This is a genomic window from Rhizobium sp. NPDC090275, assembly GCF_044772225.1.
Classification (GTDB): Bacteria; Pseudomonadota; Alphaproteobacteria; order Rhizobiales; family Rhizobiaceae; genus Rhizobium.
In genome coordinates this window covers 637,811-659,834 of the sequence record NZ_JBIVYL010000001.1, presented here as the reverse complement: position 1 = coordinate 659,834, position 22,024 = coordinate 637,811, and the positions used below count along the sequence as shown (strand labels likewise).

Annotated in this window: 18 protein-coding genes and 1 other RNA gene; 9 read left to right on the top strand and 10 right to left on the bottom strand. The window is 63.0% G+C overall.

Going from position 1 to position 22,024, the window contains the following annotated elements; genetic code table 11:
- Positions 1-46 precede the first annotated feature (46 nt).
- Both ACIQUB_RS03120 and ACIQUB_RS03115 read right to left on the bottom strand, forming a co-directional pair.
- A complete protein-coding gene (locus ACIQUB_RS03120) occupies positions 47-559 on the bottom strand; it encodes a dihydrofolate reductase (protein ID WP_113236509.1) in 513 nt (170 codons plus the stop codon).
- Between the two features lie 12 nt (positions 560-571).
- The gene (locus ACIQUB_RS03115; protein ID WP_402928654.1) at positions 572-1,366 is read right to left on the bottom strand and encodes a thymidylate synthase; all 795 of its coding nucleotides are present in this window, start codon (positions 1,364-1,366) and stop codon (positions 572-574) included.
- Between the two features lie 116 nt (positions 1,367-1,482).
- Here ACIQUB_RS03115 and ssrA point away from each other — a divergent pair.
- The 5 genes from ssrA (at position 1,483) to ACIQUB_RS03090 (ending at position 3,594) form a co-directional block, all read left to right on the top strand.
- Positions 1,483-1,852: a transfer-messenger RNA gene (gene ssrA / locus ACIQUB_RS03110) on the top strand.
- A gap of 127 nt (positions 1,853-1,979) precedes the next feature.
- A complete protein-coding gene (locus ACIQUB_RS03105) occupies positions 1,980-2,498 on the top strand; it encodes an SspB family protein (RefSeq protein WP_018900294.1) in 519 nt (172 codons plus the stop codon).
- Positions 2,499-2,560: 62 nt separating this feature from the next.
- Positions 2,561-2,755 carry a DUF4169 family protein gene (locus ACIQUB_RS03100; protein ID WP_113236916.1) on the top strand — a complete coding sequence of 65 codons (195 nt, stop codon included), beginning with the start codon at positions 2,561-2,563 and terminating at the stop codon, positions 2,753-2,755.
- Between the two features lie 79 nt (positions 2,756-2,834).
- Positions 2,835-3,104 (top strand): ribbon-helix-helix domain-containing protein, encoded by a 270-nt coding sequence (locus ACIQUB_RS03095; protein WP_113236917.1) that lies wholly within the window; start codon positions 2,835-2,837, stop codon positions 3,102-3,104.
- Positions 3,088-3,594 (top strand): GrpB family protein, encoded by a 507-nt coding sequence (locus tag ACIQUB_RS03090; RefSeq protein WP_113236918.1) that lies wholly within the window; start codon positions 3,088-3,090, stop codon positions 3,592-3,594. Before ACIQUB_RS03095 ends, ACIQUB_RS03090 begins: the two co-directional genes overlap by 17 nt.
- A 37-nt stretch (positions 3,595-3,631) precedes the next feature.
- On the opposite strand, the gene ACIQUB_RS03085 is transcribed toward ACIQUB_RS03090, so the two are convergent.
- The 3 genes from ACIQUB_RS03085 to ACIQUB_RS03075 all read right to left on the bottom strand — a co-directional run bounded on the left by ACIQUB_RS03085 (position 3,632) and on the right by ACIQUB_RS03075 (position 10,180).
- Positions 3,632-7,384, bottom strand: coding sequence for an AsmA-like C-terminal region-containing protein (locus ACIQUB_RS03085; protein WP_113236933.1), 3,753 nt, complete (start codon positions 7,382-7,384; stop codon positions 3,632-3,634).
- 242 nt (positions 7,385-7,626) lie between these two features.
- Positions 7,627-9,039, bottom strand: a complete 1,413-nt coding sequence (locus ACIQUB_RS03080; RefSeq protein ID WP_113236919.1) for an FAD-linked oxidase C-terminal domain-containing protein — start codon at positions 9,037-9,039, stop codon at positions 7,627-7,629.
- 106 nt (positions 9,040-9,145) lie between these two features.
- Entirely contained in the window at positions 9,146-10,180 is a 1,035-nt protein-coding gene (locus ACIQUB_RS03075; RefSeq protein WP_113236920.1) for an aldo/keto reductase, read from the bottom strand.
- A gap of 92 nt (positions 10,181-10,272) precedes the next feature.
- Between ACIQUB_RS03075 and ACIQUB_RS03070 the strand changes: the two genes are divergently transcribed.
- Together ACIQUB_RS03070 and ACIQUB_RS03065 are read left to right on the top strand one after the other, a co-directional pair.
- Positions 10,273-11,175, top strand: a complete 903-nt coding sequence (locus tag ACIQUB_RS03070; RefSeq protein ID WP_113236921.1) for a LysR family transcriptional regulator — start codon at positions 10,273-10,275, stop codon at positions 11,173-11,175.
- Positions 11,176-11,332: 157 nt separating this feature from the next.
- Positions 11,333-12,421 carry an AbrB family transcriptional regulator gene (locus tag ACIQUB_RS03065; RefSeq protein WP_402928651.1) on the top strand — a complete coding sequence of 363 codons (1,089 nt, stop codon included), beginning with the start codon at positions 11,333-11,335 and terminating at the stop codon, positions 12,419-12,421.
- Here ACIQUB_RS03065 and ACIQUB_RS03060 read toward each other — a convergent pair.
- On the bottom strand, positions 12,381-13,316 hold the full coding sequence (locus ACIQUB_RS03060; RefSeq protein WP_113236923.1) for an AraC family transcriptional regulator: 936 nt from the start codon (positions 13,314-13,316) through the stop codon (positions 12,381-12,383). The two genes, ACIQUB_RS03065 and ACIQUB_RS03060, sit on opposite strands and share 41 nt — an antisense overlap.
- Before the next feature lie 33 nt (positions 13,317-13,349).
- Here ACIQUB_RS03060 and ACIQUB_RS03055 point away from each other — a divergent pair, with 33 nt between their 5' ends.
- Positions 13,350-13,757: a DUF2000 family protein gene (locus ACIQUB_RS03055; protein WP_018900283.1), complete on the top strand. Its 408-nt coding sequence runs from the start codon at positions 13,350-13,352 to the stop codon at positions 13,755-13,757.
- A 117-nt stretch (positions 13,758-13,874) separates the two neighbouring features.
- Here the strand turns inward: ACIQUB_RS03055 and ACIQUB_RS03050 are convergent, their stop codons facing one another.
- From ACIQUB_RS03050 to ACIQUB_RS03035, 4 genes are all read right to left on the bottom strand, one after another.
- Complete coding sequence (locus ACIQUB_RS03050; protein WP_111562082.1) at positions 13,875-14,540, bottom strand: OmpA family protein; 666 nt, start codon at positions 14,538-14,540, stop codon at positions 13,875-13,877.
- 180 nt (positions 14,541-14,720) lie between these two features.
- On the bottom strand, positions 14,721-15,716 hold the full coding sequence (locus ACIQUB_RS03045) for a flagellin (protein ID WP_113236924.1): 996 nt from the start codon (positions 15,714-15,716) through the stop codon (positions 14,721-14,723).
- A gap of 267 nt (positions 15,717-15,983) precedes the next feature.
- Positions 15,984-19,139, bottom strand: a complete 3,156-nt coding sequence (locus ACIQUB_RS03040) for an efflux RND transporter permease subunit (RefSeq protein WP_402928649.1) — start codon at positions 19,137-19,139, stop codon at positions 15,984-15,986.
- A complete protein-coding gene (locus tag ACIQUB_RS03035; RefSeq protein ID WP_113236926.1) occupies positions 19,139-20,335 on the bottom strand; it encodes an efflux RND transporter periplasmic adaptor subunit in 1,197 nt (398 codons plus the stop codon). The genes ACIQUB_RS03040 and ACIQUB_RS03035 overlap by 1 nt, the downstream gene beginning before the upstream one ends.
- 352 nt (positions 20,336-20,687) lie before the next feature.
- Between ACIQUB_RS03035 and ACIQUB_RS03030 the strand changes: the two genes are divergently transcribed.
- A complete protein-coding gene (locus tag ACIQUB_RS03030) occupies positions 20,688-21,509 on the top strand; it encodes an alpha/beta fold hydrolase (protein ID WP_113236927.1) in 822 nt (273 codons plus the stop codon).
- Positions 21,510-22,024: the final 515 nt, after the last annotated feature.

Genomic DNA, 22,024 nt, shown 5'->3' with positions numbered 1-22,024 from the left:
TGAGGAACTTGGCAATGTTTATTGGAAAATAGTTTCTTTTCGCCGCTCAGCGCCTGTCATAAACGACATAGCGGGTGGCGTAGCTGTCCTTCTCGCCCGCTGGCACGCTAAGCGTCTCGCCGGCACGCCAGATGGCGGGATCGATCGCGGGAAACGACGTATCGCCGTCCACATCGGTCTCCACATGCGTAACGCACAGACGATCGGCGATATCGATCGCGTTAGCGTAGATCTGCCCCCCGCCGATAATGCAGATTTCGTCCACGCCGGTTTCCACCGCCAGCCTCTCGGCCAGCGTCACCGCCTCGTCGAGCGAGCCGACGGTGCTGACATCAGGATGATCGATGACCGTCGAACGCGAGATAACAACGTTCTGCCGTCCCGGCAGCGGGCGACCGATCGAATCATAGGTCTTGCGTCCCATGATCACGGGTTTGCCAGTTGTCAGCGCCTTGAACCGCTTCAGATCGGTCGAGAGCCGCCACGGCATGTCACCGTCACGGCCGATGATGCCGTTGCGCGCAGCAGCAACCACGATCGTCTTGCGGATATCGGACATGAGACCCCTCAATCAGACCGCGATCGGCGCCTTGATGCTGGCATCGGCCTCGTAGCCGACCAGCTCGAAATCCTCATAGGTGAAGCCGAAAATGTCCTTCACCTCGGGATTGATGCGCATGAACGGCATCGGCTTGGGCTTGCGCGTCAGCTGCAGCTTCGCCTGCTCGAAATGGTTATGGTAGATGTGCGTGTCGCCGAGCGTGTGCACGAAGTCGCCGAGCTTCAGACCGGTCACCTGCGCGATCATCATCGTCAGCAGCGCGTAGGACGCGATATTGAACGGCACGCCCAGAAACACGTCCGCCGAGCGCTGGTACAGCTGGCACGACAGCTTTCCATCGGCGACGTAGAACTGGAACAGGCAATGGCACGGCGGCAGCGCCATGTTGTCGACTTCGGCGGGATTCCAGGCCGAGACGATATGGCGGCGTGAGTTCGGGTTCTTGATCAGGCCGGACACCAGATTGGCGATCTGGTCGATATGCCCGCCATCGGGCGCCGGCCAGGAGCGCCACTGCGCGCCGTAAACAGGACCGAGGTCGCCCTTCTCGTCGGCCCATTCGTCCCAGATCGAGACACCATGCTCCTTCAGATAGGCGATATTGGTGTCGCCCTTCAGGAACCACAGCAGTTCATGGATGATCGAGCGCAGATGCAGCTTCTTCGTCGTGAGGACGGGAAACCCTTCCTGCAGATCGAAGCGCATCTGGTAGCCGAACACCGAACGCGTGCCGGTTCCGGTCCGGTCGCCGCGGTCGGTTCCGGTTTCCATCACGTGGTTCAAGAGATCGAGATATTGCTTCATCGCCCGCCGCCGATTCCATTTTTCCCATATTTAAGCCCATCGACGGCCAAAACCAATCACGCCCCCGTGTTTTTCCCGGTGATTCCTTGAAAGACCACGATGCTTTTGTGACGATGGCTCTTCCCATGCGCTCAGGAAAACACTATATCACGCTTGCCAGTCTTCGGATTGGCTATGGCGATAAACGAGCGGTGTAATAAGCCTATTGGACCCGGGGGCGGTACCCGGCGCCTCCACCAAAAACCGGCGGCCTTACAAAGAGATGGCCGGCTTTTGATGGGGGCGAAACAGGATCGACAAGGGTGTAAAGATCGTCTTTTTGCTCGGCATTGTACCGCCGTTATCGGGCTAAAATTGTAGTTGCAAACGACAACTATGCGGAAGCTCGTCTCGCTGCTTAATCGCGGTGTGACACTTCAAATTAAGTCCTGAAGGTTCGCACCTTAAGGCGGGGTCCGAAGGCACCTGGCAACAGAAGCCTTCACCTTCTCCCCCAAGCTCAAATCATGTATGATTTGCGAAAGCATGACTCGGCTGCGGGCTTTTCCAAGCCGCTTGAGCATGGCATATAGGCTTGGAACAGACGTACGGACGAAAGAAAGACAGGGAAAGCATGGGGCAGGATCATATCCGGTACGACATTCTGGCACAGGACGCGCTTCGCGGCGTCATCCGCAAGGTATTGTCGGAAGTCGCGGCAACCGGCCGCCTGCCGGGCGAGCATCACTTTTTCATCACCTTTCTGACCGGCGCTCCCGGCGTTCGCATCTCGCAGGCCCTGAAGTCCAAGTATCCCGAGCAGATGACCATCGTCATCCAGCACCAATTCTGGGAAATGAAGGTCACCGAATCGAGTTTCGAGATCGGCCTCTCCTTCTCCGACGTTCCGGAAAAGCTCTTCATCCCGTTCAACGCCATCCGCGGCTTCTACGATCCGTCGGTCAATTTCGAACTCGAGTTCGACGTGCCGCTCGCCGATAGCGACGAACTGCCGGAAGCCGAGATCACCGCCTACCCGGTCGCCCCCGAAAAGGCGGAAAAGACCGAGGACGCCGCGGCAAAGCCCGCCGACGGCGACGAGAAGAAAGCCGGATCGGTCGTCTCTCTCGACGCCTTCCGCAAGAAGCAGTAAGAACCAAAGGGAAGCAATCGCTTCCCTTTTTCATATCGCCTGTTTTGTAGTTTAGGTGTCCCGTGAGCGCCGAAATCGTCAATCTCCGCCAGTTCAAGAAGAAGCAGGCCCGCTCCGACAAGGAGAAGCAGGCCGAGCAGAACCGCATCTCCTTCGGCCGCACCAAGCAGGAAAGGCAGCTCACCAAGGCTTTGAACGACAAGGCCGAGCGCACGCACGATCAAGGCCGCATCGACAAGAACGACGACGCAGAATGACCGAGCGCAACCGCGAAAAAGACTCCGCGATCAATCCCTTGTGTGCGTTTGCGGACTCATTTTCCGAACAATCCGCGCAATGATCCGCAAGCACTCGATCACGCTCCACGGCCACCGCACCAGCCTTTCGCTGGAAGACGAGTTCTGGACCGAGCTCACCGCCATCGCCGCCGCCCGCACCATCCCGCTCGCCGGCCTGATTTCCGAGATCGACGACAACAGGGACGCCGACAGCAACCTCTCCTCGGCACTGCGCCTGCACGTGCTCGCCTGGCTGAAATCGCCGGTCGCCACGCCACAGGACAGCCAGCACGACGACACGGAAGCGGCGGATGCCGGAGCGCGTTGAGATCGTCCCCTATGATGCGGCATGGCCGACGCACTTCCGCGAAATCGCCGCCGCCCTGAAAACCCTGCTTGGCGATCGTGTGCTCGATATCCATCACATCGGCAGCACCTCCATCCCGGGGATGGCCGCCAAGCCGCTCATCGATATCGATGTGATAATGCCCACTCCGGCCGATGTCATCGACGCCTGCCCGCTGATGGAAGCGGCCGGCTACGAGCCGCGCGGCAATCGCTACGACGCCGATATCTTCGCCTTCATGAAGCGCACCACAGCACCCAGGCAGCGGATATACCTATGCCCGGAAGGCCACGCCACGCACCACCGGCGCATGCAGTTTCGCGATTATCTCAGAACCCACCCGCAAGTCGCCGCCGACTATCAGGCGCTGAAGCTCAAGCTGGCCGGGGACTTCGAATATGACGGCGACGGCTACACCGCCGCCAAGGCCGCTTTCGTCAACGACATCGTCGCCCGCGCCCAAAATCGCTGAGACCTCACCCACAGCCGACACCGGCCGCGCAAGAACATCATTGCGGAACCTGCACCCCCGGCAAACCCGGCACCGTGTTGAAATTCAGCGAGTTCTGCGGCGGCGTGATCAGTTGCTCCTGCGCCCGGCGCGCCGCCTCGGCTGCGGCCTTGGCATCCGCTTCCGCCTTGGCTTTGGCGGCGGCTTCCGCCTGCGCCTTGGCTTCAGCTGCGGCCTTGGCGGCTGCTGCCGCCTGGTCGCGTTCGGCCTGCTGTGTCGCAAGCAGCCTCAGCCGCTCCTCCTCCGCCTTGCGCTGCGCCTCGATGGCGGCGGCCTTCTCACGCTCCTGATCGTTGAACTTGGCGAGCGACACCTCGCGGCGCAGGCGCTGCTGTTCAAGAACGTTCGACTGCAGCTTCTCGACCCGGCGGCGCTCGCGCTCGAAGGCCCGCAGAGAGAGGTACCCGGTGATATCGGTGACATCCATCACCCGGCCCGGCGATCCGAGAACGCCGGAGAAATCGAGCCGGATCGACGGGTCGGCGCCGGTCAGCGCCTCGCCCATCGGATTGAGATTGATGTCGAGCGACGCGTTGATCCGCTCCTGCGGCAGGTCGATCTGCGCATTGCCCGTCAGCGTCGCCTGGTCGGTGGCGACAGTCACGTTCTGGACCCTCAGCACCCCATCCGTGACGTTGAACGGCACCGCCGTCGCCGGCAACTTCGCCTCGCCGTTGTTGAGCAGGGTCTCGACGATGGGATGCACCTTGCCCGCGTTCAGCTGGTCCTGCATCGGGTCGGTCGCCGACAGAAGCGGCGCCAGCATGCCGAGATTGAGACCGCGCACACTGGTATCGCCGAGCTTCATCTCGCCGGAACCGTTGAGCGAGCTTGCGATATCCTTCATCGACTTGCCCGATGCTTCCATCGACAGCGCCAGCCCGAACTTGCCGCTGGCCACAGGCGAACCGCCGTCCCGCTGCCACACGACGCCGCCGAGATCGGCATTGGCAAGCGCAAGCTTGGTCTGCAGGAAACCGGTTCCATCGGCATTGGTGAACTTCACATTGGCATCAACAGTGCCGCCGTCCCAGTTGCCCTTCATGTCGTTCAGCTGCAGCTCGTCACCCTTGTAGGCGACGTTGGAGGTGAAGTCGGTGATCGGGTTCGACCAGCCGAGCCAGAACTGCTTGGCGTTAAGCTTCAGGTTGACATCCATGTCTTTGAACACGGGAATGCCGAGCGGCGCCGCGAGCAGATTGCCGTTCGCCGGATCGGTCATCGGCCCGTAGACCGCCTCGCCCAGCCAGGTGGCATCGGCCTTCGTCAGGGCCAGATCGCCCGAGGCCGTCGTCCGCTCGGCCTTGCGATCAAGCGTCATGGCGCCGGTGAATTCGTTGTCCGCCGCATGGCCGGTAATGTTGCCGAAAGCGACCTTGTCGCCATCGATCGCCGCCGTCGTCGTCAGCTTGAACGGCAGGCCTGTCCCCATCTGCGGCACGCCGATGCCGTTCATGACGAGATAAGGATCGAGATCGGCGCTCTCCAGCGACAGCGCCAGCTGCCCGTTCATGAAGCTCTGCGGCCGGATATCCACCTTGCCGGCGGCGGTAAACGAGGTACGGTCCGTGGCAAATGTCAGGTTGGCGTCGGCCGGATCGGTCCCCTCCGCCTGCACCTTCAGCGTCATGCGGCCGTTGGCATCCGCGTCGACGGGCAACGGATCAAGCCCCGCCTGGCCGAACAGCACCGACGTCACATTGTTTTCAAGCGTCGCCTCGAGGCTCGTCGTGCCCTTGCCGGTCAGCGCCAGAAGGTCGGACATGCGGTAATCGAGGTTCACGCGGCTGCCATTGGCGACACCGGCAAGCGTCACCGAGAGCCCATCGCCCTGATCGCCGCCGAGCGTGACGGCGCCGCGCAGCGCTGTATTCGTATACCAGGCGGCGTTGCGCACCAGCCGGTCCATGACCGGATGCTGCGGCAGTTTCTGCTTCAGCATGGTGAAGAACGGGCCGGGATCGGCCGCCTTGAAGGTAATCTCGCCCGAGCCCTTGTAGTCGAGCAACGATCCCTCGGCACGGCCGGTCGCCGTGAACTCGGCGCCCGCCAGGTTCTTCACCGAAAGCTTGTCCACGGCGAGCGCGCCGTCGGCGATCGTGAAGCTCGTCTCGACATCGCCCGCTTCGACACCGAACGCCGTGAACTTGTCGGCCTTGAGCTGCGCCTTGATCTTGTGGTCGAGAACGTTATTGCCAGCATCCTGCCCGGTGAACAGACCCGTCAGCGCTCGCAGCGCATCGAGATCCAACGCATCGCCGGCAAGCGCAACGTCAAGCGTCGGCGCCTGGTTCGGCACCGCCTGGCGGTCGAGCCTGCCCTTGAGCGTCGCGGGACCAACCGCGATCTCGAGATCGTCGAACGTCTGCCGCTCATGCGTGAGGTTCACATTCGCCGAAAAACCGGCCTGCTGCAGCGATCGAATAGCCGGATCGACATCACCCGACAGCCACGATGCAAGTCCCGTCGGCTGCTTCGAGGCGACGGTGATCGCGCCCTTGAAGGATGGCTGGCCCTGCAGCGTCAGCTGACCGTTACCCTCGACGAGCGTGCGCCCAGGCAGCGTGCCGAAGGCATGGTCGATCGTCCAGCCGCTGCCGGCCGGCTCCAGATCGAGCTGCACGTCGCGAATGGTGGTATCCCCCGCCACGATCGCCGGTAGCCTGACACTCGCCTTGCCGGGCACCTGCGGCACCGGGATCTGCGAAACGATCTGGATCAGCGCATTCAGCCGCTGCTTGGCAGAAAGGCTCGGATCGCGCGAGGTCTTGCCGCCGGAGCCCTGGTTGCCGATGCGGTTGACGTCGATCTGCTGGCCATCGGCGGTGAGCAGGAACTGCGGCTTCACGCCGGTATCGAGCGTCGCCTCGCCGGTCACCACGTAGGGGTCTTCCACCGCGCCGATCTCAAGACGGTATTCGGGGATGCGGATGCTCTCGTTGGTAAGCTCGAACTTGCCCTTCAGCCTTGGTGGCTGGCTCTTGTCGGTGCCCTTGGCCTGGTTGGTGCCCGTGCGCTCGATCTGCGCCGACATCGTGCCCTGGTAGTTGGGCTTGCGGTCGACGAGCTTCAGCTCGCCATCGAGATCGACCGACACAGGATGCTTGTCCGGCTGCAGCCGGGTGCGCATCCTGAGAACGCCGTTTTCGTCGAGCTGGTTGCTGGAGATGAGGAAATTGCCGTGCTCGCCGTCGAGCGCCGCGTCACCTTCGATCCGCCACGGCCCGGCCAGCGATTTCGCCGACATCTCGGCGTTGATCCCGGTCACGAGGCGTGTGCGGCCGGATTGATCGTCGATGAACTGAACGTCGCCGCCGCTGACATGCACGTTCTCGAGAACGACGGTCTTGGCGGGAATTTCCGGCTGGCTGCCGCGCGTCCAGTCGAGCGTGCCGTCCTTCAAGAGCCGCAGCTTGACCTTGGGATTGACCACGCGCATGTCGAAGATCAGCGCCTCGCCCGAGAGAAACGGCGCCAGTTCCGCATCCATGGAAAACTGCTCGACCTGCACGATCGGCGACCCGTCCTGCTCCTGGCCGACGCGCACGTCGTGCATCGTCACCGAGGGAAACGGCAAAAGGCGCGCATCGACCGCGCCATGGACCACGACCTTCTTGCCGATGATACGGCTGGCCTGATCCTCGAAATTCTGTCGGAAGCCGGTCCAATCGATGAACATAGGCGCGAACAGCGCCACGAACAGCGCCACGACAACCACACCACCCAGTACGACGAGAAACCGGCCTACCAAGTCAATCATTCTCCATTCGGGCTACACCGCGGACACAAGGCCAAACTCGATCAGGAAACCCGATCGAGTTTTGACCCTAGATCATCAACCCGAAGCGTGTGAAGCCGCTTTCAGGCAACAAACCGCGCAATTCCTTGTTACGCCCACGCTTTCCCGGCGGCGCTCCGATTCGCTACGCTGTTCTCAATCCCTATCGGCATTCATGCCGCAAGCAAGCCAAGATCAAAACAGAGTGTTGATTTTCAGGCAGAATGGAAAATCTTGCCCGGATTGAAGATGTTATCCGGGTCGAGCGCATGCTTGACCTGGCGCATCAGATCGACCGCGCCCCCAAGCTCCTCTTCAAGAAACGCCATCTTGCCCTGGCCGATCCCGTGTTCGCCGGTGCAGGTGCCGTCCATCGCAAGCGCCCGCTTGTTGAGGCGCGCCACGAAGCCCTCGGCAACAGCGATCCCCTCCTCCGTCTTGTCGTCGAACAGGAGCAGCACGTGAAAGTTCCCGTCGCCGGCATGGCCGACGATCATAGCCAGAAGACCGTGCTCCTCGATATCGGCCTGCGTCTCGCCGATGCAATCGGCCAGGCGCGAGATCGGCACGCAGACGTCGGTCGAGAGCGCCGCCATCTCCGGCGCCAGCGCCCGCGAGGCCCAATAGGCATCGTGGCGGGCTTTCCAGAGCTTGCTGCGTTCCTCGGCGTTGACGGTCCAGGCGAACTCGCCGCCGCCGCACTCGGCCGCGATCTCGCCGAACTGCGCCGATTGCAGCGCGACCGTTTCGTCGGTGCCATGGAACTCCACGAACAGCGTCGGCTTCTCGTCGTAGTTCAGTTTCGAATAGGCGTTGCAGGCGCGGATTTGCAGGGCGTCAAGAAGCTCGATGCGCGCGACGGGAACGCCCATCTGGATCGTCATGATGACGGCGTCGCAAGCGGCACGCACCGTCGGAAACGCACATACGCCGCCGCCGATCTTCTGCGGAATGCCCTGCAGGCGCAGCGTCACCGACGTCAGGATGCCGAGCGTACCCTCGGAGCCGACGAAGAGCCGCGTCAGGTCATAGCCGGCCGAGGACTTGCGCGCGCGCCGCGCCGTGCGGATTTCCTCGCCATTGGCGGTGACGGCAGTGACCGAAAGAACGTTGTCCTTCATCGTGCCGTAGCGCACCGCGTTGGTGCCGGAGGCGCGCGTCGCCGTCATGCCGCCGATAGAGGCGTTGGCACCCGGATCGATCGGGAAAAACAGGCCGGTGTCGCGCAGATAAGTGTTGAGGTCCTCGCGGGTGACGCCCGGCTCGACGGTGCAGTCGAGGTCTTCCATATTGACCTCAAGCACGCGGTTCATCCGGCTGAAATCGATCGAAATGCCGCCGTTCGGCGCATTGACCTGCCCTTCCAGCGACGAACCGGTGCCAAACCCGATAACGGGAACCTTGTGCTCGGCGCAGACCTTCACGACCGCCTTCACGTCATCGGCGCTCTCGGCGAAGAGAACGCCATCGGGAAGCTGCGAGGGAATGTAGGTGGTCGTGTGCGCGTGTTGCTCGCGAAACGACTGGCCGGTCTGGAAGCGCTCGCCGAAGTTCTGTTTCAGGATGCCGAGAACGCTGGCGATACCCGCCTCGTTGCGTGTTCCAGCCTTTGCGTCTTTGAGCGCCATCTCTTTGATCTCCTTACCGTCGTTGCCCGAGGGCACGTTGGTATGAGACAAGAGATGGCGGCTGTCTAGTAGCAGAATAGCCGCAGCGGTACGGCCATCAGCGACCTCAGACGAGCGGCGGGTTCAATCGCGCGAAACCCTCCTGCCGCTGATACGGAAAATACGGATATGGCGCGCTGACGGCACTCGCCTTGTCGAGCCGCGCGACCTGCTCTTTCGACAGCGACCAGCCGACTGCACCAAGGTTCTGCCGCAGCTGCTCCTCGTTGCGCGCGCCGATGATCACGCTCGATACCGTCGGGCGGCCGATCAGCCAGTTGAGCGCGATCTGCGGAACGGTCTTGCCGGTCTCTTCGGCCACGATATCGAGCGCATCGACGATATCGTAGAGCTTCTCATCGTCGACGGGAGGCCCGTATTCCGCCGTCTGGTGCAGCCGGCTTCCCTCGGGCAGAGGCTGCCCGCGCCTGATCTTCCCGGTCAACCGCCCCCAGGCAAGCGGGCTCCACACAAGCGCCCCGACGCCCTGATCGGCGCCAAGCGGCATCAGCTCCCACTCATAGTCGCGGCCGGCCAGCGAGTAATAGACCTGATGCGCCACATAGCGCGGATAGCCATGCTGAGCGGATACGCCGAGCGATTTCATCAGCTGCCATCCGGAAAAATTGGAAACGCCGATATAGCGGATCTTCCCGGCATCGATCAGCTGCTCCAGCGTCGAAAGCACCTCCTCGATCGGCGTCGATGCGTCGAAAGCGTGCAACTGCAAAAGGTCGATGTAGTCGGTGCCAAGCCGCTTCAACGCCGCATCCGTCGCCCGCAACAGCCTGGCGCGCGACGTCCCCCAATCCCCCGGTCCGTCGCCGACAGGAAGCGCGGTCTTCGTCGAGATCAACACCTGATCACGCCTGCCCTTGATCGCGTGGCCAAGCACCTCCTCCGACGCGCCCGCCGAATAGACGTCGGCGGTATCGAACAGCGTCACTCCCGCCTCGATCGCGATATCCACCATCCGCGACGCTTCGGCGCCCGTCGTATTGCCCCAGGCACCGAAGAGCGGCCCAGAGCCGCCGAACGTGCCCACGCCGAAACTCAACACCGGCACCCGAAGGCCGGATGCATCAAGCTGTCTGTATTCCATCGTCAGTCTCCTGTTTCTTCACAAGAGATAGACACTCCATACACGATGAAATAGATTGTCTTCAGGCACACAATTCATGAATTGAAGTCATCATGAGCAGACCAGACATCAACCGCTCCGGAGAGATGGAAGTCTTCGTCCGCGCCGTCGAACTGGGCGGCTTCACCGCCGCCGCCCACGCCTGCCGCATGACGCCATCGGCCGTCAGCAAGCTGGTCGCGCGGCTCGAAGCCCGGCTCGGCGCCCGCCTCGTCAACCGCTCCACCCGCAAACTGCAACTCACGCCAGAGGGCTGCGCCTTTTATGAGCGCAGCGTTACCATTCTTGCCGACATCGCCGAGGCCGAGCGTTCCGCATCGTCGGGAGAACTCGCGGCCGGCCCAGTCCGCATCAACACCAGCGCCTCCTTCGGCAATCACATCCTGGCGCCGCTCGTCTCGGGCTTCCTCGCCCTCCACCCCAGGATCACGCTCGATATCTCCCACACCGACAAGGTCGTCGATCTGCTCGACGACCGCGCCGACGTCGCCATCCGCGCCGGACCGCTGAAGAGCTCCACGCTGATCGCCCGCAAGCTCGGCGCGACGGACATGGTCATCGTCGCCTCGCCCGGCTACCTCGAAACACACGGCACGCCGGCCACCGTGTCCGATCTCGAACATCACCGCCGCATCGGCCTCTCCTATGCCCGCAGCGTCGAGGGATGGCCCATGCGCGATGGCGGCGACGTGATCCGCTTACCTCTTGCCCCGGGCATCCAGGTCGCCGATGGCGAGGCGATGCGGCACATGGCCTTGTCGGGCGCCGGCCTCGGCCGCCTCGCCCGCTTCACCGTCCGCTGCGACATCGAGGCCGGCCGCCTTGTCCCGCTTCTCGAAGACCTCAATCCCCACGACACCGAGGAATTCCACGCCGTCTATATCGGCCAGGGCGGCCCTCTACCGGCTCGGGTGCGCGCGCTGCTCGATTTCCTCGCCGCAAACGTCAGGATGTAAAAGCTCAAGAATTGGCAATTGACCCCCGGCCCCGCCCGCGCCTATACCCACGGCACGCCATCGGCGCCCGCCGATTTTCCAGCAAAGCCTCTGCCGCTCCCCCAGACGTCGCATCGACCCGTCATCAGCATTGGCAAGACATGCATCGGATAAGCCGTTGAAAGACGCCAGCCGCAAACTCCGAACCGCCAGCCTGCCGCGCTGGGCATTCCTGCTTGCCCTCTCCACCATTCTTGTCGTCGGCCTGGAAATGCTCGGCCTGCCCGCCTCGCTGCTGATCGGCCCGATGGTCGCCGCCATCGTGCTGGCGGTATCGATCGGCCAGGGATCGCTGCGCGTTCCGCGTGCGCCGCTGCTGTTCGGCCAGGCGCTGGTGGGCTTCATGATGGCCCGCGCCATCACCGTCGATATCCTGCAGACGATGGCGACCGATGCCCCGCTCTTTCTTGCGATGATCTTCTCCGTCATCGCCGCCGCCGGCCTGCTCGGCTGGCTCTTGACCCGCTGGCAAGTACTCCCGGGCACGACGGCGGTCTGGGGCTCGTCGCCGGGTGCGGCATCGGCCATGGTCATCATGTCGGAAGCCTATGGCGCGGACGCCCGCCTCGTCGCCTTCATGCAATATCTGCGCGTCGTCTTCGTGGCGGTCGCAGCCTCCGTCGTCGCGCGCCTGTGGGTGGCCGCCGATGGCGGCGAGCCGCCGCCGCTCATCCTGTTTCCGCCGATCGACTGGCCGGCCTTGATCGAAACCGTCGTGCTCACCGCTCTGTCGGCCTACTGCGCCACGCGCTTCCGCATTCCCGGGGGCACCATCATCGTCTCGCTGTTCACCGGTTCGCTGCTGCAGGGCTTCGGCCTTCTGAAAATCGAGCTGCCCATGTGGCTCTTGGCGATCAGCTATGCCCTGATCGGCTGGAGCATCGGCCTGCGCTTTACCCGCGGGATCATCGCCCATGCCGCCCGCGCCCTGCCGCGTGTGACCGCCTCGATCCTGACGCTGATGTCGCTCTGCGGCTGCATGGCTTATGCGCTGCATGTCTTCGCCGGCGTCGATCCGCTGACCGCCTATCTCGCCACCAGCCCGGGTGGCGCCGATTCCGTCGCCATCATCGCCGCATCGAGCAATGTCGATGTCCCCTTCGTCATGGCCATGCAGACCGGACGCCTGCTCATCATCCTCCTGACCGGCCCGATGCTCGCGCGCTTCATCGCCCGGCGCTCCGGCCTTGCGGAAAATCCTGTCTAAAGCCCTCGCGCCGCAGCCCCGCCCATTGGCCCGGCGTCATGCCATAGGCCTTCTTGAAATGCCGGTTGAAATGGCTCTGGTCGGCAAAGCCGGTGGCAAACGCCGCGTCCGCCAGCGCCTCCCCGGCCCCGATCATCGCACGGGCCTGCTGCAGCCGCCGCATCAGGAGATAACGGTGCGGGCTGGTCGCGAACGCCGCCCGGAAATGCCGCGCCAGCTGAAACCGGTCGAGCCCCGTCACCGCCTCTAGCTCGCCCGATGTGACCGGTCGCGTCGCATGCGCCTCAAGATAATCCCGCGCCAGTCTCGCCCGTTGCCAGGCAATGTTGCCAAACGGTCGGGGCGGAGCGCCCGCATGCCGTGCCAGACCATCCGCCACGCGTGACACGAAGTCGTCGACGAAGAGCTCGTCCAGCTCCCGGTCGAGCTCACCGAGCGCCGCCAGAAGCGTGCCGGCCAGCACGGGATCGTTGAAGACAGGCTGATCGACGAAAGGCAAGCCGATGCGCGCCGCTTCCAGACAATCGAAGAGCAGCGCCGGTTCCAGATAGAGCATGCGGTACTGCAGCCCGTGATCCGTCCCCGCCCCGCCATCATGCTCCTCGTCGGGATGCAGCACGATCACCTGCCCCGGCATGCTGAAACGCCGCTCGCCGCGATAGGAAAAGGTCTGCACGCCCTTGATCGTCACCCCGAGCGCATAGGTATCGTGACGATGCGGCTCAAACGCGTTTCCCGCGAACTGCGCCTCGATGCGCTCGATGCCAGGAAAGGCGGGCGCGGTGACGATCCCAGGCGCAACCGCGCCGGGTGCAATGGCGCGCCCGTCCGTGCCCGGCTCCGTGCACAAACGTTCAAGACCCTCAAGGGCGTGATGGCTTAGATCCTCATCCAACCGACGTCGAAACCCGCATGAAAAGAGACTGGAATGTTTGATACCAAAATTGCGATCGTGCTGCGAAACAATCTTCCATCCTGGCAGACACTGAATGTCACCGCCTTCCTGATGAGCGGGATCACCGGCCAGAACCCCGAGATCATCGGAGACGCCTACAAGGACCGCTCTGGCAATCTCTACAACCCGCTCTCGATCCAGCCGATCATCGTGCTGGCGGCGCCCGAGGAGACCATGTCCACCATCCACCGCCGCACGCTGGAGCGCGGCATCACCGCATCGCTGTTCATCGAGGAGATGTTTGCGACCGGCCACGACGCCGCCAACCGTGCCGTCTTCGCCGAGTACGCGCCTGATGACGCCAAGGTGGTCGGCATCGCCATCCGCGCCGACAAGAAGATCGTCGACAAGATAACCAAGGGCGCTGTCATGCACCCTTGAAGCAATGCCAGGGAAAGTGTGAAGCGGTTTTCCGTCCGGAATTGCGTAATTCAAACTACTCTAACGCAAAACGGCCGGGCATCGAGCCCGGCCGTCTTAACTCTCGATCGAGCCCGATCAGCTCTGGGTGATCGGCGCGATCTGGATTTCGACGCGACGGTTCTGCGAGCGTCCGGCTTCCGAAGCGTTGGAGGCCACCGGCTGCGACGGGCCGAAGCCGACGGCCGACATGCGGCGCTGGTCGATGCCCTGGCCGCCGAGATAGCCGGCGACGGACTCGGCGCGGCGCTGCGACAGATCCTGGTTATGCTGCAGGCTGCCGGTCGAATCGGTGTGACCGTTGACGTCGATCAGCGTGCGGTTGAACTTGCGCAGCACAATCGCCACCGAGTTCAGCGTCGGGTAGAAGCCCGGCTTCACGGCATCCTGGTCGACGTCGAAGGTGATGTTCGACGGCATGTTCAGGATGATGTTGTCGCCGTTGCGGGTAACGGAAATGCCGGTGCCCTGAAGCTGCGCGCGCAGTTCCGATTCCTGCTGGTCCATGTAGTTGCCGATCGCGCCGCCGGCGAGAGCGCCGACACCGGCACCGATCAGCGCCGCGTTACGCCGACCGACCGGCGAACCGCCGACAGCCAGACCCGCCAATGCGCCGACACCGGCGCCGAGCAGCGCGCCGCCCGACGTGTTCGACATCTTCTGCTGGCCCGTATACGGATCCGTCGTCGTGCAGGCGCTAAGGTAGGTCGCGGCAACGGCGAGAAGGATGAATTTCTTGATCATGGACAGGCGTATCTCCAATTCGATGGTGATGCGAGCAGTATTAAGGAATGCGGCAAGAAGATGAAGCGCGCGCCCTGAATACTGGAAAATCGATGGATTGCACAGCCTTAGAGCCGGAACTCCCGAAAAAGTCACCGGCGTCGGCGACGCCGGTGTCGAATTCGCGAAGGCTCTGCGGCGTCAGAAGTTCTGGAACAGCTGCCGCACCGTGTCGTAGGTGGCATTCGCGATGTTGAGTGATTGCAGGCCCAGCTGCTCTTGCGTCTGCAGCGCCGCCAGCCGGCTCGATTGCTCCTCCATGTCGGCATCGATCAGCTTGCTCATCCCGCGCGCGAAGGCATCGCCCAAGTTCTGCGCGAAGTCGCTCTGCAGGCTGATGCGCTTTTCCAGCGCGCCGAAGGACGAACCGATCGTCGTCATCTGCCCGAGCATCTTGTCGACGACCGAGACCATCTCCTTGACCTCCGCCGTCGTCGTACTCGACGATATCCCGATCTCGACCTGCCCTGATGTATTGCCGGCGCTGGCGAGCATCACATAGTTCTTCGAGGCCCCCAGTTCCGTCGCGAAATACTGCGAGGTCAGCGCCCCATATTCGCCCGAGCCCGTGGTCCGATCGTCGATCAGATAGCGCGCGTCGTTGGATGTCGTCGACCCCACCGGCGCGATATCGACCTCGTAGCTCAGCGTTCCGATTTCGACAGTTCCGTCGGGATGTCGCGTGAACGAGGCCGGGATCTCGCGCGGCTTGGCCGGATCATCGCCATCGTCGATCGCCACCCAATTGTCGCTGTTGAAACTCGCGGCACCGGACACGGCCCGCAACTGCTGCTTCAGATGGGTGATGTCGAGATTGATCTTGTCCTTGTCGACACCATCCTCTGTGGCGGCGACGAGCTTGGCCTTGATCTGGCTGACGAGATCGGTCGATTCGCCGACGGCGGTATAGGCCGTATCCATCGTCGCGGCCGCCAGCCCCAGCGCATCCCGCACCGCCGACTGCGCCTTCTGGTCGCTTTTCAATGTCGAGCTGATCGCCCAATAGGCGCCATTGTCCGAGGCGCGTTCGACCCGGAGGCCGGTCGAGACCTGCCTCTGGGTCGTCGTCAGTTTATTCCCGATGTCGCGCAATACATAAAGCGCGGCATCCACCGAAGTGCGCCGATAAATACTCACGGATACAGAACTCCGAACACAACAATACGCAACAGGTACAAATGAACCGGTGCCGCGAACACTCATGTCCGGGGGCGCCAAAACAGCGGCGCCGCGCAGCCTCCCGAAACGCTGGGAGACCATCGGTATCGATGCCAATGATTACGGCTTATGCTTAAAAAACATCTAAAAGTCGCAATTAATTTAGCCCATTATGCAACTATTCGGAAACTATGCGAAAACGCCGCCCGCAACCGCCCCGAGGGCATCGTCGCCAGGCGGCGTTTTTTACTCGGCAGCTTCTAGCTGATCCCGCGCGGCAACGATTTTCGGCCGCTCGGCATGTTCCATCTCCTGATGCAACCGTGCCTCTTCATGCGCATGCGGCTTGGCGAAGCGGGCGATCAGCAGATAGGCGACGGGCGTGATGAACAGCGTCACCAGCGTCGCGAAACCAAGCCCGCCGACGATCACCCATCCAAGCGCCACGCGCGCCTCGGCACCCGCGCCATGCGCGAAGACCAGCGGCACGCCGCCGAGGATGGTGGCGATCATCGTCATCATCACGGGACGCAGACGCAGCGCGCAGGCCTTCTCGATCGATGCCCTGACGTCCTGGCCCTCATCGCGCAGCTGATTGGCGAACTCGACGATCAGGATGCCGTTCTTGGCCATGACGCCGACGAGCAGCACCAGCCCGATCTGGCTGTAGATATTGAGGCTGGAACCCGTGATCACAAGCGCGAAGACCGCGCACGCAAGCCCCAGCGGCACCGTCGACATGATGATGACGGACGACAGCATGCTCTCGAACTGCGCCGCCAGCACCAGGAAGATGATGATGATGGCGAAACCGAAGGTCAGCGCCATGCCGTTGGCGTTTTCTTCCAGCGTCGCCGCTTCCGCAAGCGGCATCAACCGCGCACCCGAGGGAAGCAGCGGTCCGGCCAGCGTCACGGCCTCTTTCACCGCGTCGCCAAGCGACACGCCATCCTTGAGGCCAGCCGTGATCGCCACCGACGCCAGCTGCTGCTCGCGATTGAGCTGCGGCGCCACGGCGCCCTCCTGCAACGAGGCGATGACCGACATCGGCACGATCTTGCCGTCGCCGGTTTTCAGGAACACGTTCTCCAGATCGGTCGGATCGTCGAGCGGTCGCGTGTTCGAGGTCAAAAGTACCGGATAGGCATCGCCCTTGACGAACACGTCGACAACAGAGCGCCCTTCCAGCAGCGACTGGATGGCGGTCGACAGGCCGGTGATGTTGATGCCGAGATCCGATGCCCGCTCGCGGTCGATCGAGATCGAGACCTGCGCCTGCGTCGGCTCGTTGGCGAGACGCGGCGTGTCGTAGCGGCCGGTCGCGTCCAGCGCCTGCACCAGTTTCAGCGCCGATTGCGTCAGCGCATCGTAATCGCTGCCGATCAACGCCATCTGCAAGCCGTTGCCGGCGCCACGAATGCGCAGGCTGTTGGACTGGATGGCATTGCCGCGCAGCGCCGGAACCTTCAAAGCCGCGCGATTGATATCCGCGACGATTTCGCCCTGCGTGCGATCGCGCTCGCCCCAGGGCGCCAGCGTCAGCACCATGAAGCCGCTATTGGCCTGCCCGTTCTGTCCGGAGATGGAAAAGACGTTGCGGATATCGCCGCTATCTACCAGCGGCTGCAAATACTCTTCGACCAGCTGCAGCTTGTCGCGCGTATATTCAAGGCTCGATCCCTGCGGTGTCGTCAGCCGCATCATCACCATCGCCCGGTCCTCGTTGGGCGTCAGCTCGCTCTTCACGCCGGTGAAGGCAAGGACGGCGGCGCCCGCGAAGATCACCGAGAACACGATGACGACGAAGGGCGCATTCAGGCAACGCTGCAGGCACCACTCATAAGCGCTGGAAAACCGGTCGCCGAAGCGGCCGAGCATGCCGTGATCCTCTTTCATCTCCCGGGTCAGCATCCGCGACGCCATCATCGGGCAAAGCGTCAGCGCCACCAGCGACGACAGGCCGACGGAGAATGCAAGCACGAAGCCGAACTCGCGAAACAGGCCGCCGACCTGCCCCGGCAGGAACGACAGCGGAATGAACACGGCGGCCAGCGTCGCCGTCGTCGCGATAACAGCGAAGAACACCTCGCGCGTGCCGAGCACGGCCGCTGCGCGCGGCCCCATGCCCTGCGCGCGCCGGCGCACGATATTCTCGAGCACCACGATCGCATCGTCGACCACGAGACCGGTCGCGAGCACGATCGCCAGCAGCGTCAGGATATTGATCGAGAAGCCGACCATGTAGATCGCCGCCAGCGTGCCGATCAGCGCCACCGGCATGCTCACCGCCGGAATGATCGTCGCCCGCCAGTCGCGCAGGAAGAGATAGATGACGGCGGTAACGATGACTGCGGCCAGCACCAGCGCCAGCACCACTTCGTGGATGGCGCCCTGGATGAACACCGCGTCATCGCTGGTGATCGCGATCCTGGTACCCTCCGGCAGCGTCTTCGACAACTGCTCGACCGCGGCCTTGATACCGTTGGAGATATTGAGCGTATTGGACTGCGCCTGTCGGATGACGCCGAGACCGATGCCAGGCACCCCGTTCGAGCGCAGCGCCGTCTGCCCGTCGCGCGGTCCGAGCGTCACGGTCGCCACATCGCCCAGCCGCACGCGGTCGAGCAACATGACGTTGGCGAAATCCTCGGGCTTTTGCAGGCTGGCGGTGGCGCGCACGACGATATTCTGCGTCGGGCTCTTCAGCGAGCCCGCCGGCACGTCCAGTGCCGCATTCGACAGCGCATTGGTGAGATCGCCGATCGTCAGCCCGCGGCTCGCGAGCTCCGACTGGTCGACATCGACCCGAAACACCTTCTCCTGGTCGCCATAGCTTTCGACATCGGCAACGCCATCGACGGAGGCCAGCCGGTCGATCACCTCATTGTCGACGAGCAGCGTCAGGTCATCCATGTTGAGCTTGGTGGAAGTGACGGCGAGACGCATGATCGGCTGCGAATCCGAGTCAGCCTTGACGATCTGCGGCGCATCGGCGTCGTCAGGCAACCGGTCGGTGATCCGCCCGATCGCGTCACGCACGTCGTTGGCAGCAACCGCGAGGTCCACCGTATCTGAAAATTCCAGCGTCACCCGGCTCTGGCCGAACTGCGAGCTCGAAGAGATCGACTTCAGCCCGCTGACGCGCGCCGACGCACCCTCGATGACCTTGGTCACCTCCTGATCGATCGTCTGCGGCGACGCGCCGTCGAAGGTGGTGCGCACGGTCACGACCGGCCGATCGACGTCAGGCAGCTCGCGCACCTCGATGCCGACATAGGCAGCGAGACCCGCGACGATCATCAGCGTGTTGAACACCAGGGCCAGGATCGGCCGGCGCACGAAGAGCGCCGTAAACGTCTGCTTGCCCGAAGGCGTGTTGTTGTGGGTGCCGCTCTCGCTCATCAGGTGACGGGCTCCTTGGCGGCAAGTTCGCCCCCTTCGGAGCGCACCGGCCCGCCCTCGCGCACGCGCTGCAGGCCCTGCGTGACGATCAGGTCGCCATTATCGAGGTTGCCCTTGACCAGCACATAGTCGGGATTGCGCTGCACGATGCTGACGCGCACCTTGTGCGACTTTTGCTCGGCCACGCGCCACACGAAGGAGCCTTGCGAATCCCACTGCACCGACTGCGGATCGACCGCCGGATACTGGTCGCCATCGAACCGCATGCCGACGCTGAACGACATGCCGGCGCGCAGCTCGTCGGCGGCGTTGTTGATCCGCGCCCGCATCCGGAGCGTACGGCTCGCCGGATCGACGCGGTTGTCGATCGCCTCGACGGCGCCCGAAAACACCTGCCCCGGCCGCGCCACCGACGTCGCCTCGACCGCCTGTCCGACCTTGACCGTATTGGCGAAACGCTCCGGCACCCAGTAGTCGACGAGGATTTCCGTGCGATCGTCGAGCGTCACGATCGGCGTCGTCGTCGAGACGTTGTCGCCGATATTGACAGGCATGATGCCAACGATCCCGTCGATCGGCGCCAGGATGTTGCGACGGTCGAGGCTCAGCTGTGCCGCCTGCAATTGCAGCCGCGCGTTCTGCTCGGCGATCTCCTGATCGAACACATCCATGCGCGACACGCTGGACTTGATATTGTTGTAGAGGCTGGACTTCTCGACCGCCGATTTCAGCGCGACTTCGGCCTGCCCCTTGACGATCACCTGCTCCTCGCTGTCGAGCTTGGCGATGATCTGCCCCTGCTTGACCCGGTCGCCGGACTTGACGAGGATTTCGCGGATGAGACCGCTCGCCTGTGGCGTCACCACCACCGAGCGGATCGCATCTCCCGTGCCGATCGCACCCAGCCGGTCGTTGACGACACCGGGTACCACAGCCTGCGTGACGACAAGCACGGCACCATTGCGGCCACCGCCACCATTGCCACCACCCTGGCGACGATTGCTCGCCTGCTCACCGCCAGCTGCAGGCGCTGCGGCGCGGCCTGCATTGTCAGGATCGATCGCCTTGCCAACAAGTGCTTCGGGAACGCCGGCATTGCGCAGCGTATCGCGCGCACCAGGCACAAAGACAGCCCATCCGGTAACGCCAGCGGCGATAACGATGAGACAGATCGTAAACTGCTTCCAAAATGACATTCACGTCTCCAGAGGGACTCGAGGTTGTCCAGGGTCGATCGAAAGAGGCGCTTACGTGGCAAATCGCCGCGCAACGCCGGAATTATTGTCCGATTGCAGGTCAGCGGCAAGCAAATTGGCCGCCCATTACAGCATTGTAATGTCAACTGTTGGTGACCGGCTGATGTCGGTCATCTCGCCCTGACGTTGCCGTCCTCGCAAAAGCGCGCACCCACAGGAGTGAATGTCCGCCGGACCGGCAAATAGTGCTTTCGTTTCTGATCATTCCGATGTTCTCTGCCGTCGCGCAATGGGCCGCAAGCGCGCCCGCCGCTCCATTCATTCAACAGCGAACGCAAAGAGGATGACGAGCATGCCGAAGATCACCACCAAGGACGGAACGAAGATTTTCTACAAGGATTGGGGCACCGGCCAGCCGATCCTCTTCTCGCATGGCTGGCCTCTCTCGGGCGACGCCTGGGAAGCGCAGATGCTCTATTTCGGCCAGAACGGCTACCGCGTCATCGCCCATGACCGCCGCAGCCACGGCAAGTCCTCCCAGACCTGGGACGGCAACAACATGGACCAGTACGCCGACGATCTGGCCGAACTGATCGAAAAGCTCGACCTCAAGAACCTGATCATGATCGGCCATTCCACCGGCGGCGGCGAAGTCGCCCACTATCTCGGCCGCCACGGCACCAAGCGCGTCGCCAAGGTGGTGCTGGTCGGCGCCGTTCCGCCGCTGATGCTGAAAACCGACGCCAACCCCGAGGGCCTGCCGCTCAACGTTTTCGACGGCATCCGCAATGGCACCGCGCTCGACCGCTCGCAATTCTTCCGCGACCTCTCCATGCCCTTCTACGGCTTCAACCGCGACGGCGCCAAGGTCAACGAGGGCCTGCGCGAGACCTTCTGGCTGATGGGCATGGCTGGCGGCATCAAGGGCGAATACGACTGCATCCACGAATTCTCCGAGGTCGACTATACCGACGACCTCCGCAAGATCGACAAGCCGACCCTCTTCATCCACGGCGACGACGACCAGATCGTCCCGATCGTCGCTGCGGCCCTGAAGTCCTCCAAGATCGTAAAGGGCGCCGTGCTCAAGGTCTACGAAGGCTCCAGCCACGGCCTCGCCCAGGTCGAGCCGGAACGCTTCAACGCGGATGTACTTGACTTCATCAAGGGGTGATCGGGTCACCGCGCGCTCGGGTGTTGGACGCTTGAAGCTCATCCGCGCCGTTCAACTCGCGGAAACGTGCTTAGATCCTCGGCACAAGGCCGAGGACGACGCCGAGCGAGAGGAAAGCTCTTCTACCTCAATAGGTTACAGACTCGACCCCCATTCTCAACCGTCATCCTCGGGCTCGTCCCGAGGATCTGCCAAGCCCTCGCTTTGCTCGACGTGAATGGACGCGAGGCGCCGCACCGGGCCACTATCCTTTGAAGCGTTGAAGCTCATCCGCGCCGTTGAACTCGCGGAAACGTGCTTAGATCCTCGGCACAAGGCCGAGGATGACGCCGAGAGAGAGGAAAGCTCTTCTACCTCAATAGGTTACAGACGCGACCACCATCCTCAACCGTCATCCTCGGGCTCGTCCCGAGGATCTGCTAAGCCCTCGTTTTGCTCGACGTGAATGGACACGAGGCGCCGCACAACGCCACCCGCTCCCCACCGCAACACCCAACATCCCGTGGACCGGGAAT

What these genes read in the sequence shown, in the direction of transcription:
- ACIQUB_RS03120 (WP_113236509.1), bottom strand. Translation starts at nt 559, where the DNA reads ATGTCCGATATCCGCAAGACGATCGTGGTTGCTGCTGCGCGCAACGGC.
- ACIQUB_RS03115 (WP_402928654.1), bottom strand. Translation starts at nt 1,366, where the DNA reads ATGAAGCAATATCTCGATCTCTTGAACCACGTGATGGAAACCGGAACC.
- ACIQUB_RS03105 (WP_018900294.1), top strand. Translation starts at nt 1,980, where the DNA reads ATGGGGCAGGATCATATCCGGTACGACATTCTGGCACAGGACGCGCTT.
- ACIQUB_RS03095 (WP_113236917.1), top strand. Translation starts at nt 2,835, where the DNA reads ATGATCCGCAAGCACTCGATCACGCTCCACGGCCACCGCACCAGCCTT.
- ACIQUB_RS03090 (WP_113236918.1), top strand. Translation starts at nt 3,088, where the DNA reads ATGCCGGAGCGCGTTGAGATCGTCCCCTATGATGCGGCATGGCCGACG.
- ACIQUB_RS03080 (WP_113236919.1), bottom strand. Translation starts at nt 9,039, where the DNA reads ATGGCGCTCAAAGACGCAAAGGCTGGAACACGCAACGAGGCGGGTATC.
- ACIQUB_RS03075 (WP_113236920.1), bottom strand. Translation starts at nt 10,180, where the DNA reads ATGGAATACAGACAGCTTGATGCATCCGGCCTTCGGGTGCCGGTGTTG.
- ACIQUB_RS03070 (WP_113236921.1), top strand. Translation starts at nt 10,273, where the DNA reads ATGAGCAGACCAGACATCAACCGCTCCGGAGAGATGGAAGTCTTCGTC.
- ACIQUB_RS03055 (WP_018900283.1), top strand. Translation starts at nt 13,350, where the DNA reads ATGTTTGATACCAAAATTGCGATCGTGCTGCGAAACAATCTTCCATCC.
- ACIQUB_RS03050 (WP_111562082.1), bottom strand. Translation starts at nt 14,540, where the DNA reads ATGATCAAGAAATTCATCCTTCTCGCCGTTGCCGCGACCTACCTTAGC.
- ACIQUB_RS03040 (WP_402928649.1), bottom strand. Translation starts at nt 19,139, where the DNA reads ATGAGCGAGAGCGGCACCCACAACAACACGCCTTCGGGCAAGCAGACG.
- ACIQUB_RS03035 (WP_113236926.1), bottom strand. Translation starts at nt 20,335, where the DNA reads ATGTCATTTTGGAAGCAGTTTACGATCTGTCTCATCGTTATCGCCGCT.
- ACIQUB_RS03030 (WP_113236927.1), top strand. Translation starts at nt 20,688, where the DNA reads ATGCCGAAGATCACCACCAAGGACGGAACGAAGATTTTCTACAAGGAT.